Origin of the sequence: Curtobacterium sp. VKM Ac-2884 (assembly GCF_015350945.1) — a bacterium.
Classification (GTDB): domain Bacteria; phylum Actinomycetota; class Actinomycetes; order Actinomycetales; family Microbacteriaceae; genus Curtobacterium.
Map to the genome: position 1 here is coordinate 85,691 of NZ_JADKSA010000006.1, position 21,939 is coordinate 107,629.

The window sequence follows — 21,939 nt, forward strand, 5'->3', positions numbered from 1 at the left end:
AATGGTCGGGTGTGCGCTGCCGACCCGACCATTTCTGCTCACGAAGCGCCCCGCGCCCCGCCCCCGCCGCGCCCCCGCCCAGCCACCCCCGGCGGGTCAGCGCGCGTCGTACTCCACGCGCGACACCGCGACGTCGTCCATGTGGGACGTCGCCCACGCCTCGAGCGGCTCGAGCACCCGGCGGAGCGACCGCCCGCGATCGGTGAGCTCGTACTCGACGTGCGGCGGGATCTCGGGGAAGACCGTGCGGGTGACGAGCCCGTCCCGCTCGAGCGCCCGGAGGGTCTGCGTGAGCATCTTCTGCGACACGCCCTGCACCCGGTTCGCGATCGCCGAGTACCGTTGCGGCCCGTCGGCGAGGGTACCGATCGTCAGCACACTCCAGCGGTCGCCGATGCGGTCGAGCAGCTGTCGGCTGGGGCAGTCCGCCGCGTAGGGGCTGTACTCGAGTGCTGACATCTGGCCTGGCCTCCGTGGCGAACGAGCTCCGTTACGCACCGTGAGGTGCCTACTTACTCAAAGAGAGTAACTCTTGTACGGTGAGCAGCACCAGCCCCACGAAAGGAACAGCATGACCAGCATCGTCGTCTTCGGAGGCACCGGCTACGCCGGCTCCGCCATCACCCGCGAAGCCCTCTCCCGTGGCATCGCCGTCACCGCCGTCGCGCGCGACACGAGCAAGCTCGACGCCGCCGAGGGCTTGACCCTGGCGCAGGGCGATGCCTTCGACGCCGACTTCGTGGCCGAGGTCACGAAGGACGCGGACGTCATCGTCGTCGCACTGCACGCGGTCCAGTCGGACGGCAGTGAGCTCAAGGACAAGTTCCAGCACTTCGTCGACGCCGCGGCCAGCGCCGGTGCGCGTCTCGGCATCGTCGGCGGCGCCGGTTCGCTGCTCGTCGCCGACGGTGGACCGCGCCTGTTCGACTCGGCCGAGTTCCCGGACGCGTTCAAGGGCGAGGCGAAGAGCCACGCGCAGATCCTCGACGCGCTCCGTGCCTCGGACACCGACGTCGACTGGTTCTACGTCAGCCCGGCCGCCGGTTACGGCAGCTACAACCCGGGCGAGCGTCGTGGCACCTACCGCACGACCGACGAGGTCCTGCTGACCGACGCCGAGGGCAACTCGGACATCTCCGGCGACGACTTCGGCCTGGCCTTCGTCGACGAGATCGCGAACCCGGCGCACCACCAGGCGCGTTTCGGCGTGGCGTACTGAGGCAACCGCTCACCGGACGGGAGGCGCGTGGCGGGGCAGCCCCGTGCCTCCCGTCCGTCCGGGACCGCGTCCGCGCCCTGTTGCGGGCATTGCGCCCCTGTGTGTCGGGGCGCGACGCCCGCAACAGGGCGCAACGCCTTGGCGCGCGCCGGACGGGAGGCCCGTGGCGACGCCGCCACGCGCCTCCCGTCCGGCGCGCCGGTGCGCCCACCGCCCGGCTCAGTGGGCGACGATCGCGGGCAGCGGCACGTGGTGGCGCATGCGCACGGCGAGGTGCAGGCCACCTCGGCGGGCGAGGACGAGCGCGATCACGGCAGCGGCGGCCGCGGGCACCCCACCGGCGACCATCATCCCGACGTGCGCCCCGAAGTGGTCGACGACCTGGCCCATGAGCGGCCCGCCGATCGCCTGGCCGCCGAGCAGCACGAGCACGTAGAGCGACATCACGCGGCCGCGGATCGCCACGTTCGACGACAGCTGCACGAGCGAGTTCGACGCGGTCTGGAACAGCAGCTGCGACATCCCGACGGCGACGAGCGCCACGGTGAACGGCGCGATCACGGGGATGGAGCCGGAGACCACGAGCAGCACCCCGGTCCAGAACACCCCGCCGACGATGGTCCGGAGCCGCACGACCGCCCGACGTGTGGAGAGCAGGGCGCCGACGAGCGCACCGATCGCCACGGCCGAGTTGAACACGCCGTACCCGGCGGCGCCGACGTCGTACACCTGTGACGCGAAGGCCGACAGCAGCACGGGCATCGTCAGCGCGAACACCGAGAAGAACGCGACGAGGATCACCGGCACGATGATCGTGGGCTTGTTCACGGCGTAGCGGAGCCCCTCGATCAGCTGCCCCTTGCCGCGGGGTGCCGGGGGCGTCCGGTGCAGCTCCGAGACCTTCAGGAACCCGAGCGTCACGACGACGGCGACGCAGGCGATGGCGTTCACGCCGAACGACCACCCGGCCCCGACCGCGACGAGCAGCGCGCCGGAGAGCGCGGGCCCGATCATGCCGCCCAGCTGGAACACCGACGAGTTCACGCTGATCGCGTTGCGGAGGTGCTGGTGCCCGACGATCTCGGTGACGAACACCTGGCGGGCCGGGTTGTCGATCACGGTCACCATGCCGACCAGGAACGCGATCACCCAGATGTGCCAGGCCTCGACCACCCCGGCGAGCGTCAGCACGGCGAGCAGCGCGGACAGCACCGCGAAGGCGCCCTGCGTGATCATCATCAGCGCGCGCTTCGAGAACCGGTCGACGAGCACGCCGCCGAGGAGCCCGAACAGCAGCATCGGCGCGAACTGGCAGGCGACGGTGATGCCGACCTGCGCGACCGAGCCGGTCAGCTGCAGGACGAGCCAGTCCTGGGCGATGCGCTGCATCCACCCGGCGGTCATCGCGACGAGGTTGGTGGCCGTGAACAGCCGGAAGTTCGGCACGGACAGGGCGATGAGGGTGTGCCGCCAGGGCGGGCGGGTGGCCTGGATCGGGAGTGGTTCGGTGGGCGGGGGGAGGGTCGTCGATGACGCACTCACGGTGAGGGGTTCTCCGGACGTCGTTGCGGATCTGGTACCCCATCGAAACTACGTGGCCGCGGGCCATTCGACACCCCTATGGTGGCTATCAATCCATTGCGATGTCGAATGACCGCGCGAACGACCGCGCGACAGTCGCGCGAACGAACGAGGTGCACCGTGCTCGATCCGGTCCTGCTGCAGACCTTCCTGGCCGTCGCCGAGACGCAGAGCTTCACGCAGGCCGGAGCCCGCCTCGGCATCAGCCAGCCCACCGTCTCCCAGCACGTCCGGCGGCTCGAGACCGCGGTGTCCCGCACCCTCGTCGCCCGCGACACCCGTGGCGTCACCCTCACGGACAACGGCGACGCGATGGCGGGATTCGCCCGGACGATCCTCGCGGCGCACGCCACCGCGGACGCCTACTTCTCGGGGTCGGCGACGCGTGGGCGCCTCCGGTTCGGTGCGGCCGACGACCTCGCGATCACGCAGTTGCCGCGCATCCTCCGCGACTTCCGGCGGCTGCACCCACAGGTGAACCTCGAGCTGACGGTGAACCAGTCGTCGCCGCTCCTCCGCCGGGTGCACGCCGGGCAGCTCGATCTCGTGTTCATCAAGCAGACCGCGGGGGAGTCCGCCGAGGGCACCCGGGTCGCGACCGACCAGATGGTGTGGATGGCGCAGGACGGCATCGCGGTCGAACGCGACGAGCCCGTGCCGCTCATCGCGTACCAGGCGCCGAGCATCAGCCGGCAGATGGCGATCGACGCCCTCGAGGCCGCGGGCCGCACCTGGCGGATCACCTGCAACACCCGCGACGTGAACGGCGTGCTGGCGGCGGTGCGGGCGGGGATCGGCGTGGCGGTGTTCCCGCACTCGCTCATCCCGGCGGACCTGGTGAAGGTGTCGCAGCGGCTCGGGCTGCCGGACCTGCCGGCGGTCGACTACGTCCTCATCGCGAACCCGACGGTGCAACGCGAGCCGATCGATGCCCTGACGAACGCGATCCTGTCGCGCGGCGTCGTCCGCGCGGTCTGATCGCGCCAGCCGAGGGGCCGAACCGGCGCCCGAGACCGTTACGGCGCGAGGGTCGGGGTCGTCCCGGTCCCGGTCAGGTCGGGCAGCGTCACCCCGGCGAGCGGCAGCAGCGCCGACGCGACGGCCCACAGCAGCACGAGCGTGCCGACGCCACCGAGCACGGCGCCGAGCAGCGCGACCGGCCGCTGCCACGTCGCCGCACGGTCGCGCAGCGTCATGAGCGACACCACCAGCGCGAGGAGTCCGAGCACGACACCGACGCCGTGCACGGTCGCCGGCGCGGTGAACCACCACGCCGCGAGTCCGAGCGTCGCGATGCCCGCCACGGCACCCAGGACCGCCCCGGGCGTCGCACCGAGTGCACGGCGCGGCTCCGGCTGGGCGGCTGCGGCCACGGGTTGGTCGAGCAGTTCGGTCGGGAGGCCTGGCTCGGCCCCGACGGACGCACTCGCCTCGGCACGGGGTGCGGTCACGGGCACGACCGGGTTCGGCGCCATCGGTGCGGTCGACGAGGCGGTCGGTACCGACGGCGCCTGCAGGACCGCGTCGAAGGAACGCACGTGGGCGGACGCCGGCGTCGGTACCGGTGTCACGGTGGCGGCGGCCTGCTGGTGGGCGAAGCGGCGGGGCGTGCGGAAGCCGATCGGGCCCACCGGTTCGGGCTCGGTGCCCTCGACGACGACGTGCTCCAGGCCGGGCACCGAGAACCGGGGCTGTCCGGCGGCGGGCACGGGCGACGCTGCGGGGGTCGGCGCGGTGCGCGGAGCGGCGTCGATCGGTGAGACGGGGGCCGGTGCGGAGGCCACGGCGGCGGTGTCGAACGGCACGGTGTGCACGGTCGGTGAGGTCGGGGCCGGCGGCAGGAGGTCCTGCTGCGGCGGGTAGTCGGGGACCGTGACGTCGTCCTCGACCAGGGTGGCGATGGACGCGGGCTCCGGCGTCGGCGCTGCGGTCGGGTCGAGCGTGGCCGTCGGCTGCGGGGCGGAGCCGACCACGGCGGTGGGAGCCGGCGCACCGTGGGTGGTGCGCGACGTGGCGGGGGTGGGACGGGCCTCCTGGCCGGTGCTCGCTGCGGAGTCGGAGGCGACCCGCCGGGCGGACTCGGCCGGTTCGACGACCGGTGCGGTCACCCAGGACGGGACGGGACGGCGCGGCCGTTCCGAATCCTGCATGCGATGCGACGCCACTGCGGTGCTCCCTTCGTCGACTGATCCATCGTCAGTTCTAGTGGCAACGGTCGCGGATGTCGCAGCCCCAGTTCCGGGGTCGCCGGTACGTTCGGGGCATGACCGGAATCGAACACCGTCCACTGGGTCCCTCGGGGCTCGTCGTCTCCACCGTCGGCCTCGGCTGCAACAACTTCGGGCGGCCGGGGACCGCCTCCGAGTCGCAGGAGGGCACGGACGCCGTCGTGCGCGCGGCACTCGACGCCGGGGTCACGCTCTTCGACACGGCCGACATCTACGGCGGCCGGCCCGGCATGTCCGAGGAGATGCTCGGCCGGTCGATCGCTGGGCGGCGTGACGAGATCGTGCTCGCGACGAAGTTCGGCATGGACATGCAGGGCGCGAACGGCCCCGACTGGGGTGTGCGCGGGTCGCGACGGTACGTCCGGTTGGCCGTCGAGTCGTCGCTCCGTCGCCTCGGGACGGACTGGATCGATCTGTACCAGATGCACCGTCCCGACGACGTGACCCCGATCGAGGAGACGCTGTCGGTCCTCGACGACCTGGTCCGCGAGGGCAAGATCCGCTACGTCGGCCACTCGAACTTCGCGGGCTGGCAGATCGCCGAGGCCGAACTGACCGCGTCGATCGCCGGCACCACGGCGTTCGTGTCCGCGCAGAACGAGTACAGCCCGCTCGCCCGTGCCGCCGAGGCCGAGGTGCTGCCGGCCGTCCGCGCGTACGCCCTCGGGTTCCTGCCGTTCTTCCCGCTCTACAACGGGCTGTTGACCGGCAAGTACACGAAGGCCGGGGGGCCGGCCGACGGGCGGCTGTCGACGTCGAAGCCGCAGCTGCTCGAGGACGCCCCGTGGGACGTCCTCGACGACTACCAGCGGTTCTGCGACCACCGCGGTGTCACGATGCTGCAGGCGACGTTCGCGTGGTTGCTCGCGCAGCCGGGGCTGTCCAGCGTCATCGCGGGGGCGACGAAGCCGGAGCAGATCACGCAGAACGTCGAGGCCGGCACCACGTGGGAGCCGACCGAGGACGACATCGCCGACATGACGGTGATCTTCGACCGGGCGTAGCGGGACGCTGGCCGCCGGGCCCGAGTCTCGGGGTGGGCGACAGTTCTCGCGGCTGTCGGCACGAGGACTGTCGCCCAGCGCGAGTCTCGCCTCGGCGGGGCCGAGACTCGGGCCGTCAGCGGGTGGCTGCCTGCAGTGCTTCGCGCAGCTGGGCGGCGGTCAGACGCGGGCCGTAGCCGGGGGTGTCCCGCTGGATGCGCCAGCCCTCGGCGAGGGGTCCGGCGTCGACGACGTCGAAGCCGAACTCGTCGATGAGGTCCGCGGCGACCTGCTTCGCCTCGGCGTCGTCGCCCGCGATCACGAGGGCGCGACGGTCCGGGGTGCCGGCCGGGGTGGCGTGGCCGGTCAGGTCCGCGGCGCCGATGTGGTTGAACGCCTTGACGACCCGGGCGCCGGGCAGGTGGTCCTGCAGCAGCTCGGCCGTCGTCGTCGACTCGTCATCGAGCGCGGCGATGCGGCCGTCGCGCTCCCAGTAGTAGTTGTTCGTGTCGATGACGACCTTGCCGACGAGCGGCTCCGCCGGGATGGTCTCGATCGCGGCGAGCGGCACCGTCACGACGACGACCTCGCCCGCGGCGGCGGCTTCGTCACGGGTGACCGCACGGGCCTGGTCGCCGAGTTCGGCCACGAGGTCGGCCAGGGTCTCGGGGCCGCGTGAGTTCGCGATCACGACCTGGTGGCCGTGCTGCACCGCGAGCCGTGCGAGTTGGGATCCGATGTTGCCTGCGCCGATGATGCCGATCGTTGTCATGGTGTCCATCCAACGCTCGGCGGCCACGAGCATTCCCGGTGGAGCACGTGCGCCCCGGGCGGAGCATGATGGCGGCATGGACCACGAGTTCCGCGACGAGACCGACCAGGACCGCTACGCGATGTACGTCGGCGGCGAGCTCGTGAGCGTGCTCGACTACCGCGAGAACGGCGACGCGATCGCGTTCCCGCACACGTACACGGTGCCGAAGCACCGCGGGCACGGCTACGCGGCCGAGCTCGTCGAGTACGCGGTCGCCGACGTCGAGACGAACTCGACGAAGCGGGTCGTGCCGATGTGCTGGTTCGTCGGCAAGTGGTTCGACGAGCACCCCGAGAAGTCAGACCTGCTCATCCGCAGTGCCGCGGACTGAGCCGACGCGAGAAGAGCGCCCCATGCCCACCATCACCCCCTTCCTCTGGTACGACGACCAAGCCGAGCAGGCCGCCCGGTACTACGTCGACCTGTTCCCCGGCAGTTCGGTCGACAGCGTGGCGAAGGCCCCGGACGGCGCGACCCTGGTCGTCGAGTTCACGTTGCTCGGGCAGCCGTACCGGGCGATGAACGGCGGCCCCGGACACCCGCACACCGATGCCGTCTCCTTCCAGGTCGACGTCGACACGCAGGACGAGCTCGACCGCATCTGGGACGCCCTGCTCGCCGACGGCGGGAAGCCGAGCATGTGCGGCTGGCTGTTCGACCGCTGGGGTGTCGCCTGGCAGGTGACCCCGTCGATGATGGGCGAGCTCATGACCGGTTCGGGCGACCCCGAGGCGAACGCCCGTGTCTTCCAGGCGATGATGACGATGCAGAAGCTCGACATCCCCGCGCTCCGGGCTGCAGCTGCAGGTCACTGAGCCCGAATCTCGCGTACCGACCGGTATGGTGTCGGCACAGAAGACCGCCGGCCGGCGCCGGCACCGAAAGGCTGGAGCCACGATGGACCACCCGAGCTCCGGGATCCGGAACAGCGAGATCGGCCGGGCCTACACCGAGCTGGCCCGGATCACCCGACGTGCGAGCATCCGTGCCCGCGGATCCGACCAAGCACTGAGCGTCGTCGACCAGTCCCTCGTCGACTTCGTGGTGCAGCACCCCGGCTGCATGGCGATCGACATCGCCCGGTACCTGCGCCTGAACCGCTCGACGATCTCGCGGCAGCTGTCCGGGCTCCTCGCCACGAAGCTGATCGAGACGACCGACGGCGGCACCGGCAACGCGAAGCCCCTCGTGGCGACGGACGCCGGCCGCACCGCGCTCGAGCGCTCCGTGCAACTGCACCGGGATGCGCTGGAGGAACGGCTCGCCGGCTGGTCCGACGACGACATCGCCCTGCTCGCCGGACTGCTCGAACGGCTCGGCGCCTCGGACGAGGCCGGACTGCCGATGCCCGGACGCACCCCGTCGTGACCACGTCGTTCGTCCTGCTCTCCGACACGCACCTGCCGAAGCGGGCGAAGGACCTGCCCGCCGCGCTCTGGTCCGCTGTCGACGCCGCCGACCTGGTGGTGCACGCGGGGGACTGGGTCGACCTCGCCACCCTCGACGCCGTGCAGGCCCGATCCCACCGGTTCGAGGGCGTGCGCGGCAACAACGACGGCCCCGAGTTCGACGACCGGCTGCCGCTCGTCGCGCACTTCGCGGTCGAGGACCTGCGGTTCGCGCTGGTGCACGAGACCGGTGCCGCGACGGGCCGGGAGCAGCGCATGGCCGCCGAGTACCCGGACGTCGACGTGCTCGTCTTCGGGCACTCCCACATCCCGTGGGACACCGTCGCACCGTCCGGGTTGCGGCTGCTCAACCCCGGCTCGCCGACCGATCGCCGTCGGCAGCCGGACTTCACGTGGATGCGCGGCACCGTGACCGGCGCCGACCTGGCCGTCGAGCTGGTGCGGCTGCCGCCGCCCGCCCGCTGACCCGAGACTCGGGCCAGGCGACAGTTCTCGGGCCGGGCGCCGCGAGGAGTGTCGCTCACGCCGAGACTCGGGCCACCGGAACCGTCAGCGGCATCGCGAAGAACGCCAGCTCCCACTCGGTCGAGCGGCGGAACGCCCGCGCCATCCGGCCCCGCTCGGACGGGGTCGCGGCTGCCGCCATCTCCTCGACCAGACGGGTCGCCTCGGCACTCGACGCCGCGAACCCCGGGTCGCCGTAGGCCGTGATCCAGTCCGCGAACGCGTGCTCGTCCGGCGCCGAGCCGAGCTGCGCCCCCACCCAGGCGTAGACCCGGAAGCAGGGGAGCACCGCCGCGGCGAGCACGGCCGCCGACCCGGAGTCCGCCGCCTCCTGCAGGTGTGCGAGGTACCCGGCGCACGTCGGGTGGACGGGATCGTCGGCGTGGGTGCCGGCGAGGCGTCGGTGGTGCAGGTCGCGGGCCTCGGCGGCGCACCCCTCGGACGCCGCCGTCCAGAAGGCGGCAGCCACAGGACCACGACCAGCGCCGGCAGCCGCAGGGCCGGCGCCGGCAGCCGCACGACCGGCGCCGGCAGCCGCAGGGCCGGCAGCCGCAGCACCAGCACCAGCGCCCGCAGCGCTCGCAGCGCTCGCAGCGCTCGCAGCGCTCGCAGCGCTCGCAGCGCCCGCCGCGCTCGCAGCCAACGCCGCCAGGTGCTGCTCGTATGCCCGCAGGTAGTGCACGTCCTGCGCGAGGTACCCGGCGAACACCTCCGCATCGAGCGTTCCGTCGCGCAGCCCGACCAGGAACCCGCACTCGATCGTGGCCTCCAGCACGGCGCTGACGTCGGACCACCACACGTCGGTGAAGGGGACCACGGGGAGCAACGCTCGGCTTACGGCGCCGTGGTCGATCGGCCCGTTGCCGGACCCGACCTCCAGGGCATCGGCTCCCCGCAGGGCTGCCGTCAGCCAGGGCTTCGCCACCCCGACCGCGAGTTCCCAGTCCCCGTACCGGGCAGCGAGCGTCGCGATGGCGCTCGACAGGGAGCACCCGGTGCCGTGCGTGTTGGCCGTCGCGACGCGGGGAGCGGTGAACTGTCGAGCGGACCCCGACGGCGACACGAGCACGTCGTCGGAGGTCGGCCCCTCGTCGTGCCCGCCCTTCGCCAGCACGAGCACGTCCCACGTCGACGCCACGAGCCGCGCAGCGTCCAGCGACGACAACGAGGCAGGCGCCGGAGCCCCAGCCAGCTCCGCCAACACCTGCAACTCGGCCCGGTTCGGCGTCACCAGGTCGGCCAGTCCGAACAGCGCAGCACCCATCGCCGAGGCGGCGTCCTCGTCGAGCAACCGGTCACCACTCGTCGCCACCATCACCGGGTCCACGACGACCACGGGTGGCCGGTGCTCCCGCAACCAGTCCGTCACGACGCGGACGACCGGTGCTGTGCCGAGCATCCCGATCTTCACGGCGTCGATCGTGACGTCGTCCGACACCGCGTCGAGCTGCTCCCGCAGGAACGCGACGTCCGGCACGTGCACCGACCGCACCCCGTGCGTGTTCTGCGCGACGAGGGCGGTGACCACGCCCATGCCGTACCCGTCGTGCGCCGCGATCGCCTTGAGGTCGGCCTGCAGCCCGGCGCCGCCCGTCGGGTCGGTCCCGGCGATGGCCAGCACGCGCGGGACGCTCACGACTCCGCCCCGTGGTGCGACGAAGCCCCCGACGGGAGGAACGGATCGCCCGCCGCGAGCCGCCCCGGCTCCGCCCCGTGGCCGGGTCCAGGGCCCCACGCGGCCACGTACGCGGCCGCTGCGGAACCGGGATCGGCCGCGGCGCAGACGCCCGACACGATCGCGACCCCGGCGGCGCCCGCTGCCCGGAGCGGCGCGACGTCGTCGAGGGTCACCCCGCCGATCGCCACGCACGGCACGTCCGTCGCCGCCGCGAGCCGGGCGAACCCGTCGTGCCCGAGTGCCGGCGGGTGGTCGGCCTTCGTCGTGGTGGGGTGCACGACCCCGACGCCGAGCAGGTCCACGGTGCCGCGGGGCAGCCGGGCGACGACGGCCAGGTGCTCCGGGGTGTTCGCGGTCAACCCGACGTGTGCGTCCGGCCCGAGCAGGGCACGAGCAGCGGTCACGGGGACGTCCGACTGGCCGAGGTGCACCCCCGCGACCCGGTGTCCCGCGTGCCGAGCGGCGAGGGCGACGTCGAGCCGGTCGTCGACCACCACGGCGGCGCGGTCGCCCACGGCGTCGGCCACGGCAGCGGTCAGTGCCAGGAGGTCCCGTGCCGAGGCGTCCTTGTCCCGCACCTGCACGATCCGGACCCCGGCGTGCACCGCGGCGCAGACCACCCCGAGCACACCGACACCGTGCCGGTCGGCCAGGGCGCCGTCGGTGACCAGGTACACGCCGAAGTCCTCCCGCAGCCCGCTCACGCCGGCACCACCAGGGACGCAGGCGCGGCCTCGACCGTGATCCGGGCCTCGCGGACGACGTCCTCGGGGGTGAGCGACGCCAACCGGTCGAGGAACAGCGGCTGGAAGGTGCCGGGGCCGCCGGCCTCCCGGGCGGCGAGCTCCGCGGCGATCGTGTGCACCACGGTCGCCGCGACGGCGGCCGCACCGGCGTCGTCGGGCGCGACCGACGTGAACGCGGCGACGACCGCACCGAGGGCGCACCCGCCCCCGGTGATCCGCGTCAACAGCTCGGTGCCGTTCGCGACCCGCACCACACCCGTGCCCGGCGCGACCAACAGGTCGACGGGACCCGACACGGCCACCGCGGCCACGAGCCTCCCGGCCGCCTGACCGGACACGGCGTCGACCGCAGCCGCACGGGCGTCCTCGGTGCCCACCGTGCTGTCGACACCGCGGCCACCGGCCGACGTGCCGAGCAGGGCGAGGACCTCGGACGCGTTGCCGCGCAGCACCGTCGGGTGCAGCGCCAGCAGGTCGCGGGCCAGGGCGGTGCGCACCGGCAGCGAGCCGACCGCGACGGGGTCGAGTACCCAGGGGGTACCGGTGTCGCGGGCGGCGTGCGCGGCCTCGAGCGCCGCGACCCGGGGTTCGGCGTGCGGGGTGCCGGTGTTCACCAGCAGGGCGTCGGCGACCCGGGCGAACGGTCCCGCCTCGGTCGCCACGTCGACCATCGCGGGCGAGGCCCCGAGGGCGAGCAGCACGTTCGCGGTGACGTTCTGCACCACGGTGTTCGTGATGCACTGCACCAACGGGCTCCGGGCCCGGACGGCCTCGAGCAGTTCGGCGGTTCGGTGGGCCCAGGCAGGGGAGGGCGCAGCGGATTCCATGGACGATCCCTTCGCGAGTACGAGCTCGAGCAGGTTCGACGGGTGTGATCTCAGCCGCTGGTTGCGGCACCCCGTGTCTCGATCGACACCGTACACGAGCAGCCGTGCCCTGCCACGGCCCGTCGTCTCCGGTCACATGTCCGGCCCCGTGTGACAGGGTTGACGGGTGCCAGACTCCACGCCTCCCGGACCGCCACCAGGCCCCCGCGACCCCGGCGACGCCTGGGCGGTCGGTCCCGACGGCACCAAGGCCTGGGGACTCTTCGGTGCCGCTGGGCTGCTCGTCGACGACGGCGCCGGACGCGTGCTCCTGCAGCACCGCGTCGAGTGGAGCCACCACGGCGGCACGTGGGGCATCCCCGGCGGCGCACGCCACCAGGGCGAGGACGCCGTCACCGGCGCGCTCCGCGAGTCCGCCGAGGAAGCCGGTGTGCCCCACGACGGCGTCGACCTGCGCCACACGGCACTGCTCGACCTGGGGTTCTGGACCTACACGACCGTGGTGGGGCGTGCCGGTCGGCCGTTCGAACCGGTGATCGCGGACCGCGAGAGCCTCGCCCTGTCCTGGATCCCCGTCGACGAGGTCGACGACCTGCCGCTCCACCCCGGGTTCGGGAAGTCGTGGCCGGCGCTCCGAGCGTCGCTCACCACCACCCCGCACGTCGTCGTCGACGCGGCGAACGTCGTCGGCAGCGTGCCCGACGGCTGGTGGAAGGACCGGGCGGGAGCCGCCGCACGCCTGCTGTCGTCGGTGACGGCGCTCGCCGCGTCCGGGGTGACGGCCGACGTGCTGGCGCTGCCGTTCGCCCGGTGGTGGCCGCGGTGGACCGTGGTGCTCGAGGGCGAAGCCCGGGCGGCCTCCGGGTCGTCGGACGGCGCACTGCCCCGTGCACTCGACGTCGTCGCAGCGCCGGGTTCGGGGGACGACGCCATCGTGGACGCCGCTCGTGCCGCGGTGGAGGCCGGGGACGGTCCCGTCGTGGCCGTCACGGCTGATCGCGAGCTCCGTGCACGCGTCGAGGCGCTCGGTGCCGTGGTGCACGGGCCGTCCTGGTTGCGCGACCAGTTCTAGCGGCGCTACGCCGTCGGCAGGTACCGCCGCGACGACACGAGCACCGCGCACCACGACACGACACCGAGCCCGACGATCACCCAGAGGACGACGGGCAGCGCCACCACGTTCGCGATCGCCGCGATCACGGCGGGCGCCAGGAACCCCGCGTACGCCGCCGCGTAGAACACCCCGGTCAGTCCGGCCAGGTCGCGGGACCCGGCGATCCGCTGCACCTCGAGCAGCGACGACACCAGGGCGAGCCCAATCCCGACGCCGATGACGACGTTCGCGACGAGTCCGACCACGACGGACTGCAGCTCGATCGCGACGACGACCACGGCGATGCCGGCGGTCATGCACGCGAGGGCCGTCGTGAGTCCGCGGGCCGAGGTCAGCGAGTGCACGCGCCGCGCGAGCGGTTGGACCGCACTGGACACCCCGAGGGCGACGACGGTCGCGGCGGTGGCGAACAGCAGGCCCCACGCGCCGGTGGCCCCGGTGAGCCGGGTCGGCAGGTAGCCGTACCCGATCGCCGCCGAGCCGAAGATCCACGGGGCGGTGACGAGCACCACTCGGGTGAACCGTCGGTGCCCGGCGCTCGGCACCCGCAGCTGGCGCCACCACGGACCGGGGACCCCGCCGGAGCGGTTGGTCTCGGGGGTGCGCCAGACGACGACGGCGAAGGGCAGTGCGACGATGATGTGGACCAAGAAGGGCAGCACCTCGGGGATCGGGCCCCACTGTGCGATGAGCCCGGCGACCAGTGCGCCGGATGCCGAACCGAGCGTGAACGCCAGCGAGGCCCGGCGGGCACCGGACCCGGCATCGGCGGATGGGTCGAAGCGTCCCTGCGACAGCTCCTTCACCCAGCTGTTGCCGACGGCCATCGCGATGCCGACGGTGATGCCGGAGAACAGCCGCCCGGCCGCCAGGAACCCGGGGCCGAGCGGTCCGAGCGCCAGCAGTCCGCTGCCGACGACGGCGGACAGGATGGCGGCGAGCATGAGGGGCTTGCGGCCGTGCCGGTCGGACAGTGACCCGGCGACGAGCAGCGCCGGCGCGAGGCCGAGCACGTAGACGCCCAGGAAGACGTTGACGACGACCGACGAGTAGTGCTCGCGGCCCTCGTACATGAGCAGCAGGGGCGAGAACTGGTTGCCGCCCCACGAGCAGACGAACACCGCGCCCCACACCGCGACCCAGGGCATCACACGCGCCGAGGGGACGGACAGCGAGCCGGTGGTGGGGATGCTCCCCGTCGCGCTCACAGGGCACCCCGGTGCGAGGCGACGTGGGCGTGCAGGACCTCGGCGTAGCGGGCCGCGTCGCCCGCTGCCAGGGCTGCCGCGAGGGCTCGGTGGTCGTCGAGCGAGGCCTGCAGCTGCGACGGCTGCACCCGCATCAGCTGGTGTCGGAGCCGGTTCTGCCGGTCACGGAGCGTCTGCGCGAAGCGCACCGCGATCGCGTTCCGCGACGCGCCGATCACCGCACCGTGGAACGCCGCGTCGACCTCGATGAACCGGTCGACGTCGCCCGTCGCGACCGCCTGCTCCTGCTCCGTCAGCATGGCCTGGAGGCCCGGGGTGACGTCCGCCACGCGGCCGTCGGTCACGACGCGGGCCGCCGCCGTGGCCTCGATCGCCTCGCGCATCTCGAGCACGTCCGCCGCCTCGTTCGGGGACATCGGGCGCACCACCGCACCCTTCCGGGACTCCAGGGTGAGCAGGTCCTCGGCGGCCAGGCGCAGGAAGGCCTCGTGCACGGGGGTGCGAGACAGCCCGATCTCCTGGCACAGTGCGTTCTCGCTGATCGCGGTCCCACCCGGGAGGTCGCCGCGGATGATCGCCCGCTTGACGTGGTCGTACGCGCGCTCGGATGCGGCCTGGGTCGTCGTGTGCTGCTCCACGTGAACGATCCTACGCCCTTGCATGCAACGCTGCATGCCGTCACGTGACGTGTTGTTCACACCACCGCGTCACACACGGCGGCACACGTCGATACGCTGGCCGGACGTCAACGGAGACGCACACACAGGAGGTTCCCCATGGAGCGGATCACCAGGGCCGACGACCGAGTCCACCGCCCGGCCGGACCGTGGACACCGACCGTCCACCGGCTGCTCGCACACCTGCACGAACAGGGGTTCGTCGCGGCACCGGAACCGATCGAGCACGGCGACACCCTCGAGACGGTGTCGTTCGTCCCCGGGGTCGCGGGGGAGTACCCCTGGACCGAGGACGTCGCGAGCGAAGCCGCCCTCGTCACGAGCGCACGACTGCTCCGGCACTTCCACGACGCCGCGACCACGTTCCCGCGTGACGGGGCACGCGACTGCTGGTCACAGGCCGAACGCACCCCCGTCGAGACGATCGTGCACGGCGACTTCGCCCCCTACAACTGCGTCTACGACGGCATCCAGGCCGTGGGGCTCATCGACTTCGACACCGCACACCCCGGGCCACGGGTCTGGGACGTCGCGAGTGCCGTGTACCGGTTCGCCCCGTTCACCACCGGCGCCGTCGAGGGCATGACCGCCCCGGACCTCGACGACCGGCTCGCCCGCGCAGCCGAGTTCTGCCGCGCCTACGACCTCGACGACCGCTCCCGCAGCGTCCTCGCCGAGACGATGGCCGCGTCCCTCGTCGCGATGGTCACCACCATGGAGACCGAGGCCGCCGCCGGCAACCCGAAGTTCGTCAGCGACCTGGCGCACGGGCACGCCGACCTGTACCGGGCCGACGTCGCCTACATCGAGCAGCACGCCGACGCCATCGCCGCCGCCGTCGCGTGACCCCGACCCCTGCGCAGCTCCGCACCCTGCGGCTCGCCGCGCAGGGGATCGCCGTCCCCGGCACCAGCCCCACCGGTGCGGTCGAACGGATGACCGCCGTGCAAGGGCAAGACCTCGGCCAGGTCCTCTGGGCCATCGGGGTCCGCACACCCGGGGCCACCCGTGACGACGTCCGCGCCGCCTTCGACCGCGGCGAGCTCGTCCGCTCCTGGCCGATGCGGGGCACCCTGCACGCCGTGCGACCCGACGACCTGCGGCTCCTGCTCTCCCTGACCGCCGAACGGACCCTGCGCAGCATCGCCCGACGCGCCACCGAACTCGGCATCGACCAGCCCCTGCTCGACCGAGCACGGCACACCACCGTCGCCGCACTGTCCGGCGGCCGCGCCCTCGTCCGCGACGAACTCTTCGACGAGTACCGCGCCGCCGGCATCGACCCCACCGCCGGCCGTGGCTACCACCTGCTGCTGCAGCTCTCGCAAGAGGGACTCGTCGCCTGGGGGCCCACCGCCCGCGTCGGCCAGGCACTCGTGCTCCTCGACGAGTGGGCACCGACGCTCACCGAGGTCCCCGACCGCGACGAAGCACTCCGCCGGGTCCTGCTCGGGTACCTCCGCGGCCGGGGCCCCGCCACCGAGGCCGACGCCGCCAGCTGGACGAAGCTCCCGCTCGGCGACCTCCGCCGCGCCCGGGCCGCCGCCGGCGACACCGTCGAGGACCTCGGCGGCGGACTCCTCGCGCTCGCCGACCGTCCCACCACCGGCGGCACACCCACCGGCCACCTGCTGCCCGGGTTCGACGAGTACCTGCTCGGGTACGCCGACCGCTCCGCCCAGCTCGACCCCGAACACGCCGACCGGGTCGTCCCGGGCGCCAACGGCATGTTCCTGCCCATGGCCGTCGTCCGCGGTCGGGTCGTCGGCACCTGGAAGCGGACCGAGCGCGCCAGCAGGGTGGCCGTCACCGTCACACCCTTCGCGGAACTCGACGACACCTCGGTGCGCGCGCTCGAGGCGGCCGCCGCCCGGTACGCGCGGTTCCTCGACGCGCCCGTCGCGTTCGGGGTGGTGGAGGCGACCAGCCGCTGACCGCAGCCGGTGGGGTCGAGCGCATCCCATCCCTCCAGGCCGTCCCCAGCAACCACGCGGCGGACTCGTACCCTGCCTCGGGTAATGTCGCAGGGCCATGACCGACAGCCCGGCCGACGCCACCCCGTACGAAGTCCTCGGCGTCCCCGCGACCGCCGACGACGACGCGCTCCGCCGCGCCTACCGGCGCGCCGCCCGCGAATCCCACCCCGACCTCGGCGGCGACGCCCAGCACTTCCGCCGCGTCCAGCTCGCCTGGGAACGCATCGGCACGCCCGCAGCACGCCGCGCCTACGACGCGGGATCCCGCGGCGCGTTCAGCAGCAGCGGTGCCGGCCCGTTCGGCGCGTCCGGTGCGTCCGGTTCGTCGACCGGGAGGCCCGACACCGGTCGCGACGCCTACGCACCCCCGTCAGCCCGTCGCGACACCCGCCCCCGCGCCCGGTCCCACGGACACCCCGGCGGACGGTCGCGAGAGGTCTTCCTGCAGGCAGAACGCGAATGGGTCGGACTCGGCGACCCCATCGAGGACCCCTACGACCCCACCCTCATCCGTTCCGCGCCCCGCCACATCCGACGGCTGCTCGGCGAAGCGCTCGCCGAAGAGGCCACCGCCTCGATCGTCTCGGACATGGGCATCGGCGTTACCGTCTGGCACGACCTCGACGCCGGGGCCGAGGGCAAGCTCGACCACGCCGTCCTGACCCCGAGCGGGCTCTGGGCCGTCGAGTCGATCGACTGGGGAGCCCCCGTCCGGGTCGAGCACGGCGACATCGTCGGGGAGACCCTGGCGCCCGGCGAGCGTCCGGTGAAGGAACTCGTCCGCGCCGCCCGTGCCGTGCAGAAGCAGACCCGGGTGCGGTTCACCGGCCGGCTGCTCGTCGTGCCGGACTCCGCGGTCGAGGTCGACGTGCAGCTCGTCGGTTCCCCGAAGAAGCCGACCGCCCTGGTCGTCCGCCGCAGTGCGCTCGGGCAGGTCCTGAACGGCGTGTGGTCCCCGCCCGGTTCGGTCGACGTGTTCGAGATCCGCGACCGCCTGCAGCAGACCGTCCGCTTCGTCTGACGTCCGGCCCGCACGGCGTCGGGGGCCGGCGTCAGTAGCCGCGGAGCTTCTCGAGGTCGCGGCGCTCCCGCTTGCTCGGGCGTCCGGCACCGCGGTCGCGCATCGGCACGAACCCCGCCTCTTCCTTGGACAGCCGCGGCGGGGTCTTGTCCTCGAAGTGCTTCGCGGCCTCTGGAGCACTCGTCCGCTTCAGGATGATGCCGGTGACGACGACGATCCGGTCGAAGCCGTTCTGCCGCACCCGGACCTCGTCGCCGGGGCCGATCGGCTGCGCGGGCTTTGCGCGCTCCCCGTTCACCCGGACGTGCCCGGCCTTGCACGCGGCGGTCGCAGCGGAGCGGGTCTTGGTGATCCGCACCGCCCAGATCCAGCTGTCCACGCGAGCCTTGGCCATCCCCTCACTCTAGGCGGCCCCTACGCTGGGCGGGTGAGCACCGGGGAACAGGCGGCGATCGCGCGGGTCCGTGCGCTCGGGGTCCTGCACGACGCCGCGATCGGTGACCGGCTCGTGGTGCGGGCACACCACGGCGACGGTGCACAGGACGCCCTCGGGGACCTCGTCGCCCGCACCCCCGACACCGTGACGATCGCCACCCGCCGCGGCCCAGTCGAGGTCCGGCTCGCCGACGTCGTCGCCGCGAAGCCCGTCCCGCCGCCTCCGGCCCCGCGCGCGCCCCGACGCTGAGGCGTGCGAGTGGCGACTCGGTGCGAGGTTGCACACCCGGTGCGAGCTTGTTGCGCGGCACGGAGTGGTCAACCTCGCACCACGCGAAGCGCACCGCGCCACGCGCCGCGCCGCGCGCCGCGCCGCGCGCCGCCGCGCCACCGCGCCACGCGCCGCGCCACCGCGCCACGCGCCGCGCCACGCGCGCACGGCGAGCCGCACCCCTCCGCAGCCCGCACCCGACGTAGCCTCGTGCCATGGCAGTCCCCGTCCCGCTCGGCACCGAGGACCGCACCGCCCGCCTCACCCTCCGCCGCCCCGACCAGTGGCGCCGCGAGGACTCTGCCCAGGCGGACCTGCGCGTCACCGGCGACGACGTCGTCCTCACCGTCCGATCCCGACCCAGCGACCGCGCGATCGGCGACGAGAACACGGGCCTCCTCGCGAGATTGCCCGGTTCCGTCGAGGGGCTGCTGCTCGTCGGCTGCGACACCTGGACCGCCGCCGGGGCTCCCGCGCGCCTGGTCGAGTACGTCCGTCCCGATGAACACGGCGACGTCGCGGGTGCGCACCTGCTGTTCGTCACCGGGCGGCACCGCGTCGACCTCACGATCGAACGCCCCCTGGCACGCCTGCTCGAGACCGACGAGCTCGTGTTCGCGGTCCTCGAGAGCGTCCGCGCCACCGAGCCGTCCCCGGTCCGCCCCGAGCGCGACCTCGAGCCGCTGCCCACCCCGGCGCCCGGCCCGGAGCTCGACGGCCCCCGCCTGAGCGCCGACGCGGTCGGCACGCTCAAGAGCCTCGCCGGACGCCGGTGGAACCCGACGCTCCTCCGCACCGCGGCGGGCCGCGAACTCATCGAAGCGGGCCTCGTCGGCCGGCTCGGCACGCTGCCGGAATCGACCCAGACCCTGCTCGAGCCGTGGCAGGGCGATGCCCAGCCGGTCACGCTGGAACAGCACTTGCCCGACGGTGGCGAGTCGCGCCTCCAGGCCTGGTCGCAGACCGTCGTGGACGGGACCGCCGAGGCGGGCGCGGTGGTCGCGTCCGTCACGCCGGACCGCGCGGTCGCGCTGACGGCCGGGAGGCTCGGCATCGGCCCGACGTGGACCTTCCCGTTCCGCACGGGGTCGCTCCCAGGGCACCTGCTCGGCCGCCGGCTGGCCGGCGGCTCCGACGCACCGGACCTGCCGGAAGCCCTCGTCGAGGCGGACCCGCGGCTCGCGCGCTTCTGGGCCGCGCCCTGGACGGTGTCGTACCTGCGTCGGCCGGGCAAGCCGAAGCCTGTGACGATCGTGCACGCCGAGGGGATCGGCTTCGCCCGCGTGGGCAAGACGGAAGCCGGGGAGACCGTCTTCCAGACGGACTCCCCGGCCAACGTGTACCGATCGGTGGTGCGGGCGCTGCTCGGCTGAACGGATTCCAGACACTGTGCCCGCTGGGCCAACGTGTACCGGTCGGTGGTGCGGGCGCTGCTCGGCTGAACGGATTCCAGACACTGTGCCCGCTGGGCCAATGTGTACCGGTCGGTGGTGCGGGCGCTGCTCGGCTGAACGGATTCCAGACACTGTGTCCGCTGGGCCAACGTGTACCGGTCGGTGGTGCGAGCGCTGCTTCCTTCCGCTCAGGCGGCCGGGGCGACGCTCGCTCGCGCTTCTGCTTCCGCTCAGGCGGCCGGGCCGGCGGTCAGGGTGACGGTGACGGTCTTGGCGGCGCCGGTGCTGTCGGTGTAGCCGACCACGACCTTGTCGCCGACGGAGTGCGACTGCACGGCGGCGGTGAGCTCGTCCGACGTCGTGACCGTCTTGCCGCCGAGGCTCGTGATCGTGTCGCCCTCGGCCAGGCCGGCGCTCGCGGCACCAGACCCCTCGACCGTGCCGGCGACGGCGACGCCGCCCGTGGTGCTGGCGGTGCTGCTGACCTGGACGCCGAGGAATGCGGGCAAGCCGATGGTGATCGTGTTCGAGGACTCCCCGGCCAGGATCTTCTCGGCGATCGCCTTCGCGGTGGTGATCGGGATGGCGTAGCCGGTGACGTCCGCGGTGCCCGAGGACGCCGCGGTCGCCATGCCGACGACCTCGCCCTCGCTGTCGACGACGGGGCCGCCGGAGTCGCCGGAGACGATGTTCGCCGCGATCTCGATCAGACCGGACAGCGACTCGGTCCCGGTGCCGGACTCGCTCTGCACCTGGATGTCCTGGTCGGTGGCCGTGACGGTGCCCTCGGCGGCGACGAGGTTGCCCGTGCCCTCGGCGTTGCCGACGTCGGTGACGGTGTCACCGGTGCTCGGCTCGCCGTCGTCGTCGAGCGTGACGGTGGAGAGGCCGGAGGCGTCCTCGAGCTTCAGGACGGCGACGTCGTTCGTGGCGTCGGTGCCGACCACGTCTGCCTTGTACTCCTTGCCGGTGGTCTCGTCGGTGACGGTGATGCTCGTGGCGCCCTGGATGACGTGGTTGTTCGTCAGGACCGTGCCGTTCGAGCTGAGGATCATGCCGGTGCCGGCCGCCTGCGAGGACTCGTCGTAGTTCAGGACGGTGTTGATCGTCACGACGCCCTTCTTCTGGGCGGCGGTCGCTGCGGTGGCGGCGGACTCGGTGCTCGTGCCGCTGCTGCCGTTGCCCGTGGTGCCGCTGCCGTCGGTGCCGGTGCCGGTGCCGCTGCCGTCTCCGGGGACGGTGAAGCCGTTCGTGCCGTCGCTGCTGCCCGTGCCGTTGCCGGTGTCGGGCAGCGTCGTGGTGCCCTGCGACTGGCTCGACGTCGTGGTCGTGCTCTGCGAGGACAGGCCGAGGGCCGTGCCGCCAGCGGCACCGACGATCGCGAGGGCCGCGATGCCGGAGCCGATCATCAGCCCGAGGCGACGCGGGCGCTTCGTGTTCGCTCCCGGGTGGTTCGCCGTCGCCGCGGTGTGCGCCCAGGCGTGGTGGGTGCCGGTGAGTGCCGGGCTGCCGATCAGGTACGGGCCGCGGCCGTCGGGGGAGTAGGCGTAGGGACCGGAGCCGTCCGGGCCGTACAGGTACGGGCCGGAGCCGTCGAAGGCGTAGGCCGGACGGAGGGTGGCGGGGTCGGCGTGGGGTGCCTCCCAGCGCATCCCGTACGCCTGCTGCTGCGTGCCGTCGGTCCGGGCGGTGCCCTGCTCGTCGTGTTCGCGGTCGGCGTCGGCGGCGGGGTTCGGGGTCTCGTTCATCGGTGCTCTCCGGTCGTCCCTCGACGACCCGGGCGGGTGTCGATGGAGATCAGTACAGACGGCGATCCAATGACGAGCCTATGAACGGACCCAGCGACTGCTCCGG

The 21,939-nt window shown here is 73.2% G+C and carries 24 protein-coding genes and 1 riboswitch; of the genes, 13 read left to right on the forward strand and 11 right to left on the reverse strand.

Annotated features, from left to right (window positions below):
* Positions 1-96 precede the first annotated feature (96 nt).
* Positions 97-459: a winged helix-turn-helix transcriptional regulator gene (locus tag ITJ60_RS16100; RefSeq protein ID WP_111086871.1), complete on the reverse strand. Its 363-nt coding sequence runs from the start codon at positions 457-459 to the stop codon at positions 97-99.
* A gap of 112 nt (positions 460-571) precedes the next feature.
* Between ITJ60_RS16100 and ITJ60_RS16105 the strand changes: the two genes are divergently transcribed.
* Positions 572-1,219, forward strand: coding sequence for an NAD(P)-dependent oxidoreductase (locus ITJ60_RS16105; protein ID WP_194648675.1), 648 nt, complete (start codon positions 572-574; stop codon positions 1,217-1,219).
* A gap of 219 nt (positions 1,220-1,438) precedes the next feature.
* Here the strand turns inward: ITJ60_RS16105 and ITJ60_RS16110 are convergent, their stop codons facing one another.
* A complete protein-coding gene (locus ITJ60_RS16110; RefSeq protein WP_123292432.1) occupies positions 1,439-2,761 on the reverse strand; it encodes an MFS transporter in 1,323 nt (440 codons plus the stop codon).
* A 159-nt stretch (positions 2,762-2,920) separates the two neighbouring features.
* Here ITJ60_RS16110 and ITJ60_RS16115 point away from each other — a divergent pair, with 159 nt between their 5' ends.
* On the forward strand, positions 2,921-3,778 hold the full coding sequence (locus ITJ60_RS16115) for a LysR substrate-binding domain-containing protein (protein WP_123292823.1): 858 nt from the start codon (positions 2,921-2,923) through the stop codon (positions 3,776-3,778).
* Between the two features lie 38 nt (positions 3,779-3,816).
* Here the strand turns inward: ITJ60_RS16115 and ITJ60_RS16120 are convergent, their stop codons facing one another.
* A complete protein-coding gene (locus ITJ60_RS16120) occupies positions 3,817-4,908 on the reverse strand; it encodes a hypothetical protein (protein WP_194648676.1) in 1,092 nt (363 codons plus the stop codon).
* A gap of 155 nt (positions 4,909-5,063) precedes the next feature.
* On the opposite strand from ITJ60_RS16120, the gene ITJ60_RS16125 reads away from it, so the two are divergent.
* Positions 5,064-6,032 (forward strand): aldo/keto reductase, encoded by a 969-nt coding sequence (locus ITJ60_RS16125; protein WP_194648677.1) that lies wholly within the window; start codon positions 5,064-5,066, stop codon positions 6,030-6,032.
* A 115-nt stretch (positions 6,033-6,147) separates the two neighbouring features.
* Here the strand turns inward: ITJ60_RS16125 and ITJ60_RS16130 are convergent, their stop codons facing one another.
* A complete protein-coding gene (locus ITJ60_RS16130; RefSeq protein ID WP_194648678.1) occupies positions 6,148-6,783 on the reverse strand; it encodes an NADPH-dependent F420 reductase in 636 nt (211 codons plus the stop codon).
* Positions 6,784-6,859: 76 nt separating this feature from the next.
* Here ITJ60_RS16130 and ITJ60_RS16135 point away from each other — a divergent pair, with 76 nt between their 5' ends.
* The 4 genes from ITJ60_RS16135 (at position 6,860) to ITJ60_RS16150 (ending at position 8,699) form a co-directional block, all read left to right on the forward strand.
* Positions 6,860-7,156 (forward strand): GNAT family N-acetyltransferase, encoded by a 297-nt coding sequence (locus tag ITJ60_RS16135; protein ID WP_111087034.1) that lies wholly within the window; start codon positions 6,860-6,862, stop codon positions 7,154-7,156.
* A 22-nt stretch (positions 7,157-7,178) separates the two neighbouring features.
* A complete protein-coding gene (locus ITJ60_RS16140) occupies positions 7,179-7,640 on the forward strand; it encodes a VOC family protein (RefSeq protein ID WP_194648679.1) in 462 nt (153 codons plus the stop codon).
* Between the two features lie 82 nt (positions 7,641-7,722).
* Positions 7,723-8,193, forward strand: coding sequence for a MarR family winged helix-turn-helix transcriptional regulator (locus ITJ60_RS16145; RefSeq protein ID WP_194648680.1), 471 nt, complete (start codon positions 7,723-7,725; stop codon positions 8,191-8,193).
* Entirely contained in the window at positions 8,190-8,699 is a 510-nt protein-coding gene (locus ITJ60_RS16150) for a metallophosphoesterase family protein (protein ID WP_194648681.1), read from the forward strand. Before ITJ60_RS16145 ends, ITJ60_RS16150 begins: the two co-directional genes overlap by 4 nt.
* A gap of 55 nt (positions 8,700-8,754) precedes the next feature.
* On the opposite strand, the gene thiD is transcribed toward ITJ60_RS16150, so the two are convergent.
* The 3 genes from thiD to thiM form a co-directional block, all read right to left on the reverse strand.
* Positions 8,755-10,374: a bifunctional hydroxymethylpyrimidine kinase/phosphomethylpyrimidine kinase gene (thiD, locus tag ITJ60_RS16155; RefSeq protein ID WP_194648682.1), complete on the reverse strand. Its 1,620-nt coding sequence runs from the start codon at positions 10,372-10,374 to the stop codon at positions 8,755-8,757.
* Positions 10,371-11,120: a thiamine phosphate synthase gene (gene thiE, locus ITJ60_RS16160; RefSeq protein ID WP_194648683.1), complete on the reverse strand. Its 750-nt coding sequence runs from the start codon at positions 11,118-11,120 to the stop codon at positions 10,371-10,373. The genes thiD and thiE overlap by 4 nt, the downstream gene beginning before the upstream one ends.
* Complete coding sequence (gene thiM, locus ITJ60_RS16165) at positions 11,117-11,989, reverse strand: hydroxyethylthiazole kinase (RefSeq protein WP_194648684.1); 873 nt, start codon at positions 11,987-11,989, stop codon at positions 11,117-11,119. The genes thiE and thiM overlap by 4 nt, the downstream gene beginning before the upstream one ends.
* Positions 11,978-12,073: riboswitch (TPP riboswitch) on the reverse strand. Its footprint overlaps the gene before it by 12 nt.
* 82 nt (positions 12,074-12,155) lie before the next feature.
* Here thiM and ITJ60_RS16170 point away from each other — a divergent pair.
* The gene (locus ITJ60_RS16170; protein ID WP_194648685.1) at positions 12,156-13,061 is read left to right on the forward strand and encodes an NUDIX domain-containing protein; all 906 of its coding nucleotides are present in this window, start codon (positions 12,156-12,158) and stop codon (positions 13,059-13,061) included.
* 5 nt (positions 13,062-13,066) lie between these two features.
* On the opposite strand, the gene ITJ60_RS16175 is transcribed toward ITJ60_RS16170, so the two are convergent.
* A complete protein-coding gene (locus tag ITJ60_RS16175) occupies positions 13,067-14,311 on the reverse strand; it encodes an MFS transporter (protein WP_323749201.1) in 1,245 nt (414 codons plus the stop codon).
* Complete coding sequence (locus tag ITJ60_RS16180) at positions 14,308-14,949, reverse strand: GntR family transcriptional regulator (protein ID WP_194648686.1); 642 nt, start codon at positions 14,947-14,949, stop codon at positions 14,308-14,310. Before ITJ60_RS16180 ends, ITJ60_RS16175 begins: the two co-directional genes overlap by 4 nt.
* A 138-nt stretch (positions 14,950-15,087) precedes the next feature.
* Between ITJ60_RS16180 and ITJ60_RS16185 the strand changes: the two genes are divergently transcribed.
* The 3 genes from ITJ60_RS16185 (at position 15,088) to ITJ60_RS16195 (ending at position 17,985) form a co-directional block, all read left to right on the forward strand.
* The gene (locus ITJ60_RS16185; protein WP_123292443.1) at positions 15,088-15,834 is read left to right on the forward strand and encodes a phosphotransferase enzyme family protein; all 747 of its coding nucleotides are present in this window, start codon (positions 15,088-15,090) and stop codon (positions 15,832-15,834) included.
* Entirely contained in the window at positions 15,831-16,922 is a 1,092-nt protein-coding gene (locus ITJ60_RS16190) for a winged helix DNA-binding domain-containing protein (protein WP_194648687.1), read from the forward strand. Before ITJ60_RS16185 ends, ITJ60_RS16190 begins: the two co-directional genes overlap by 4 nt.
* A 97-nt stretch (positions 16,923-17,019) precedes the next feature.
* Positions 17,020-17,985: a J domain-containing protein gene (locus ITJ60_RS16195; RefSeq protein ID WP_194648688.1), complete on the forward strand. Its 966-nt coding sequence runs from the start codon at positions 17,020-17,022 to the stop codon at positions 17,983-17,985.
* 31 nt (positions 17,986-18,016) lie between these two features.
* Here ITJ60_RS16195 and ITJ60_RS16200 read toward each other — a convergent pair whose 3' ends face one another.
* Positions 18,017-18,379 carry an RNA-binding S4 domain-containing protein gene (locus ITJ60_RS16200; protein WP_123292446.1) on the reverse strand — a complete coding sequence of 121 codons (363 nt, stop codon included), beginning with the start codon at positions 18,377-18,379 and terminating at the stop codon, positions 18,017-18,019.
* 33 nt (positions 18,380-18,412) lie between these two features.
* Here ITJ60_RS16200 and ITJ60_RS16205 point away from each other — a divergent pair, with 33 nt between their 5' ends.
* Together ITJ60_RS16205 and ITJ60_RS16210 are read left to right on the forward strand one after the other, a co-directional pair.
* The gene (locus tag ITJ60_RS16205) at positions 18,413-18,670 is read left to right on the forward strand and encodes a hypothetical protein (protein WP_323749202.1); all 258 of its coding nucleotides are present in this window, start codon (positions 18,413-18,415) and stop codon (positions 18,668-18,670) included.
* Between the two features lie 236 nt (positions 18,671-18,906).
* Complete coding sequence (locus ITJ60_RS16210) at positions 18,907-20,064, forward strand: hypothetical protein (protein WP_194648689.1); 1,158 nt, start codon at positions 18,907-18,909, stop codon at positions 20,062-20,064.
* 251 nt (positions 20,065-20,315) lie between these two features.
* On the opposite strand, the gene ITJ60_RS16215 is transcribed toward ITJ60_RS16210, so the two are convergent.
* Positions 20,316-21,833 (reverse strand): S1C family serine protease, encoded by a 1,518-nt coding sequence (locus ITJ60_RS16215; protein ID WP_228510546.1) that lies wholly within the window; start codon positions 21,831-21,833, stop codon positions 20,316-20,318.
* Positions 21,834-21,939 lie beyond the last annotated feature (106 nt).

Bases quoted from the DNA above. Each gene is read 5' to 3' on its own strand.
- ITJ60_RS16100 (WP_111086871.1), bottom strand. From the start codon at position 459: ATGTCAGCACTCGAGTACAGCCCCTACGCGGCGGACTGCCCCAGCCGA.
- ITJ60_RS16105 (WP_194648675.1), top strand. From the start codon at position 572: ATGACCAGCATCGTCGTCTTCGGAGGCACCGGCTACGCCGGCTCCGCC.
- ITJ60_RS16125 (WP_194648677.1), top strand. From the start codon at position 5,064: ATGACCGGAATCGAACACCGTCCACTGGGTCCCTCGGGGCTCGTCGTC.
- ITJ60_RS16130 (WP_194648678.1), bottom strand. From the start codon at position 6,783: ATGACAACGATCGGCATCATCGGCGCAGGCAACATCGGATCCCAACTC.
- ITJ60_RS16135 (WP_111087034.1), top strand. From the start codon at position 6,860: ATGGACCACGAGTTCCGCGACGAGACCGACCAGGACCGCTACGCGATG.
- ITJ60_RS16140 (WP_194648679.1), top strand. From the start codon at position 7,179: ATGCCCACCATCACCCCCTTCCTCTGGTACGACGACCAAGCCGAGCAG.
- ITJ60_RS16145 (WP_194648680.1), top strand. From the start codon at position 7,723: ATGGACCACCCGAGCTCCGGGATCCGGAACAGCGAGATCGGCCGGGCC.
- thiM (WP_194648684.1), bottom strand. From the start codon at position 11,989: ATGGAATCCGCTGCGCCCTCCCCTGCCTGGGCCCACCGAACCGCCGAA.
- ITJ60_RS16185 (WP_123292443.1), top strand. From the start codon at position 15,088: ATGGAGCGGATCACCAGGGCCGACGACCGAGTCCACCGCCCGGCCGGA.
- ITJ60_RS16195 (WP_194648688.1), top strand. From the start codon at position 17,020: ATGACCGACAGCCCGGCCGACGCCACCCCGTACGAAGTCCTCGGCGTC.
- ITJ60_RS16200 (WP_123292446.1), bottom strand. From the start codon at position 18,379: ATGGCCAAGGCTCGCGTGGACAGCTGGATCTGGGCGGTGCGGATCACC.
- ITJ60_RS16210 (WP_194648689.1), top strand. From the start codon at position 18,907: ATGGCAGTCCCCGTCCCGCTCGGCACCGAGGACCGCACCGCCCGCCTC.
- ITJ60_RS16215 (WP_228510546.1), bottom strand. From the start codon at position 21,833: ATGAACGAGACCCCGAACCCCGCCGCCGACGCCGACCGCGAACACGAC.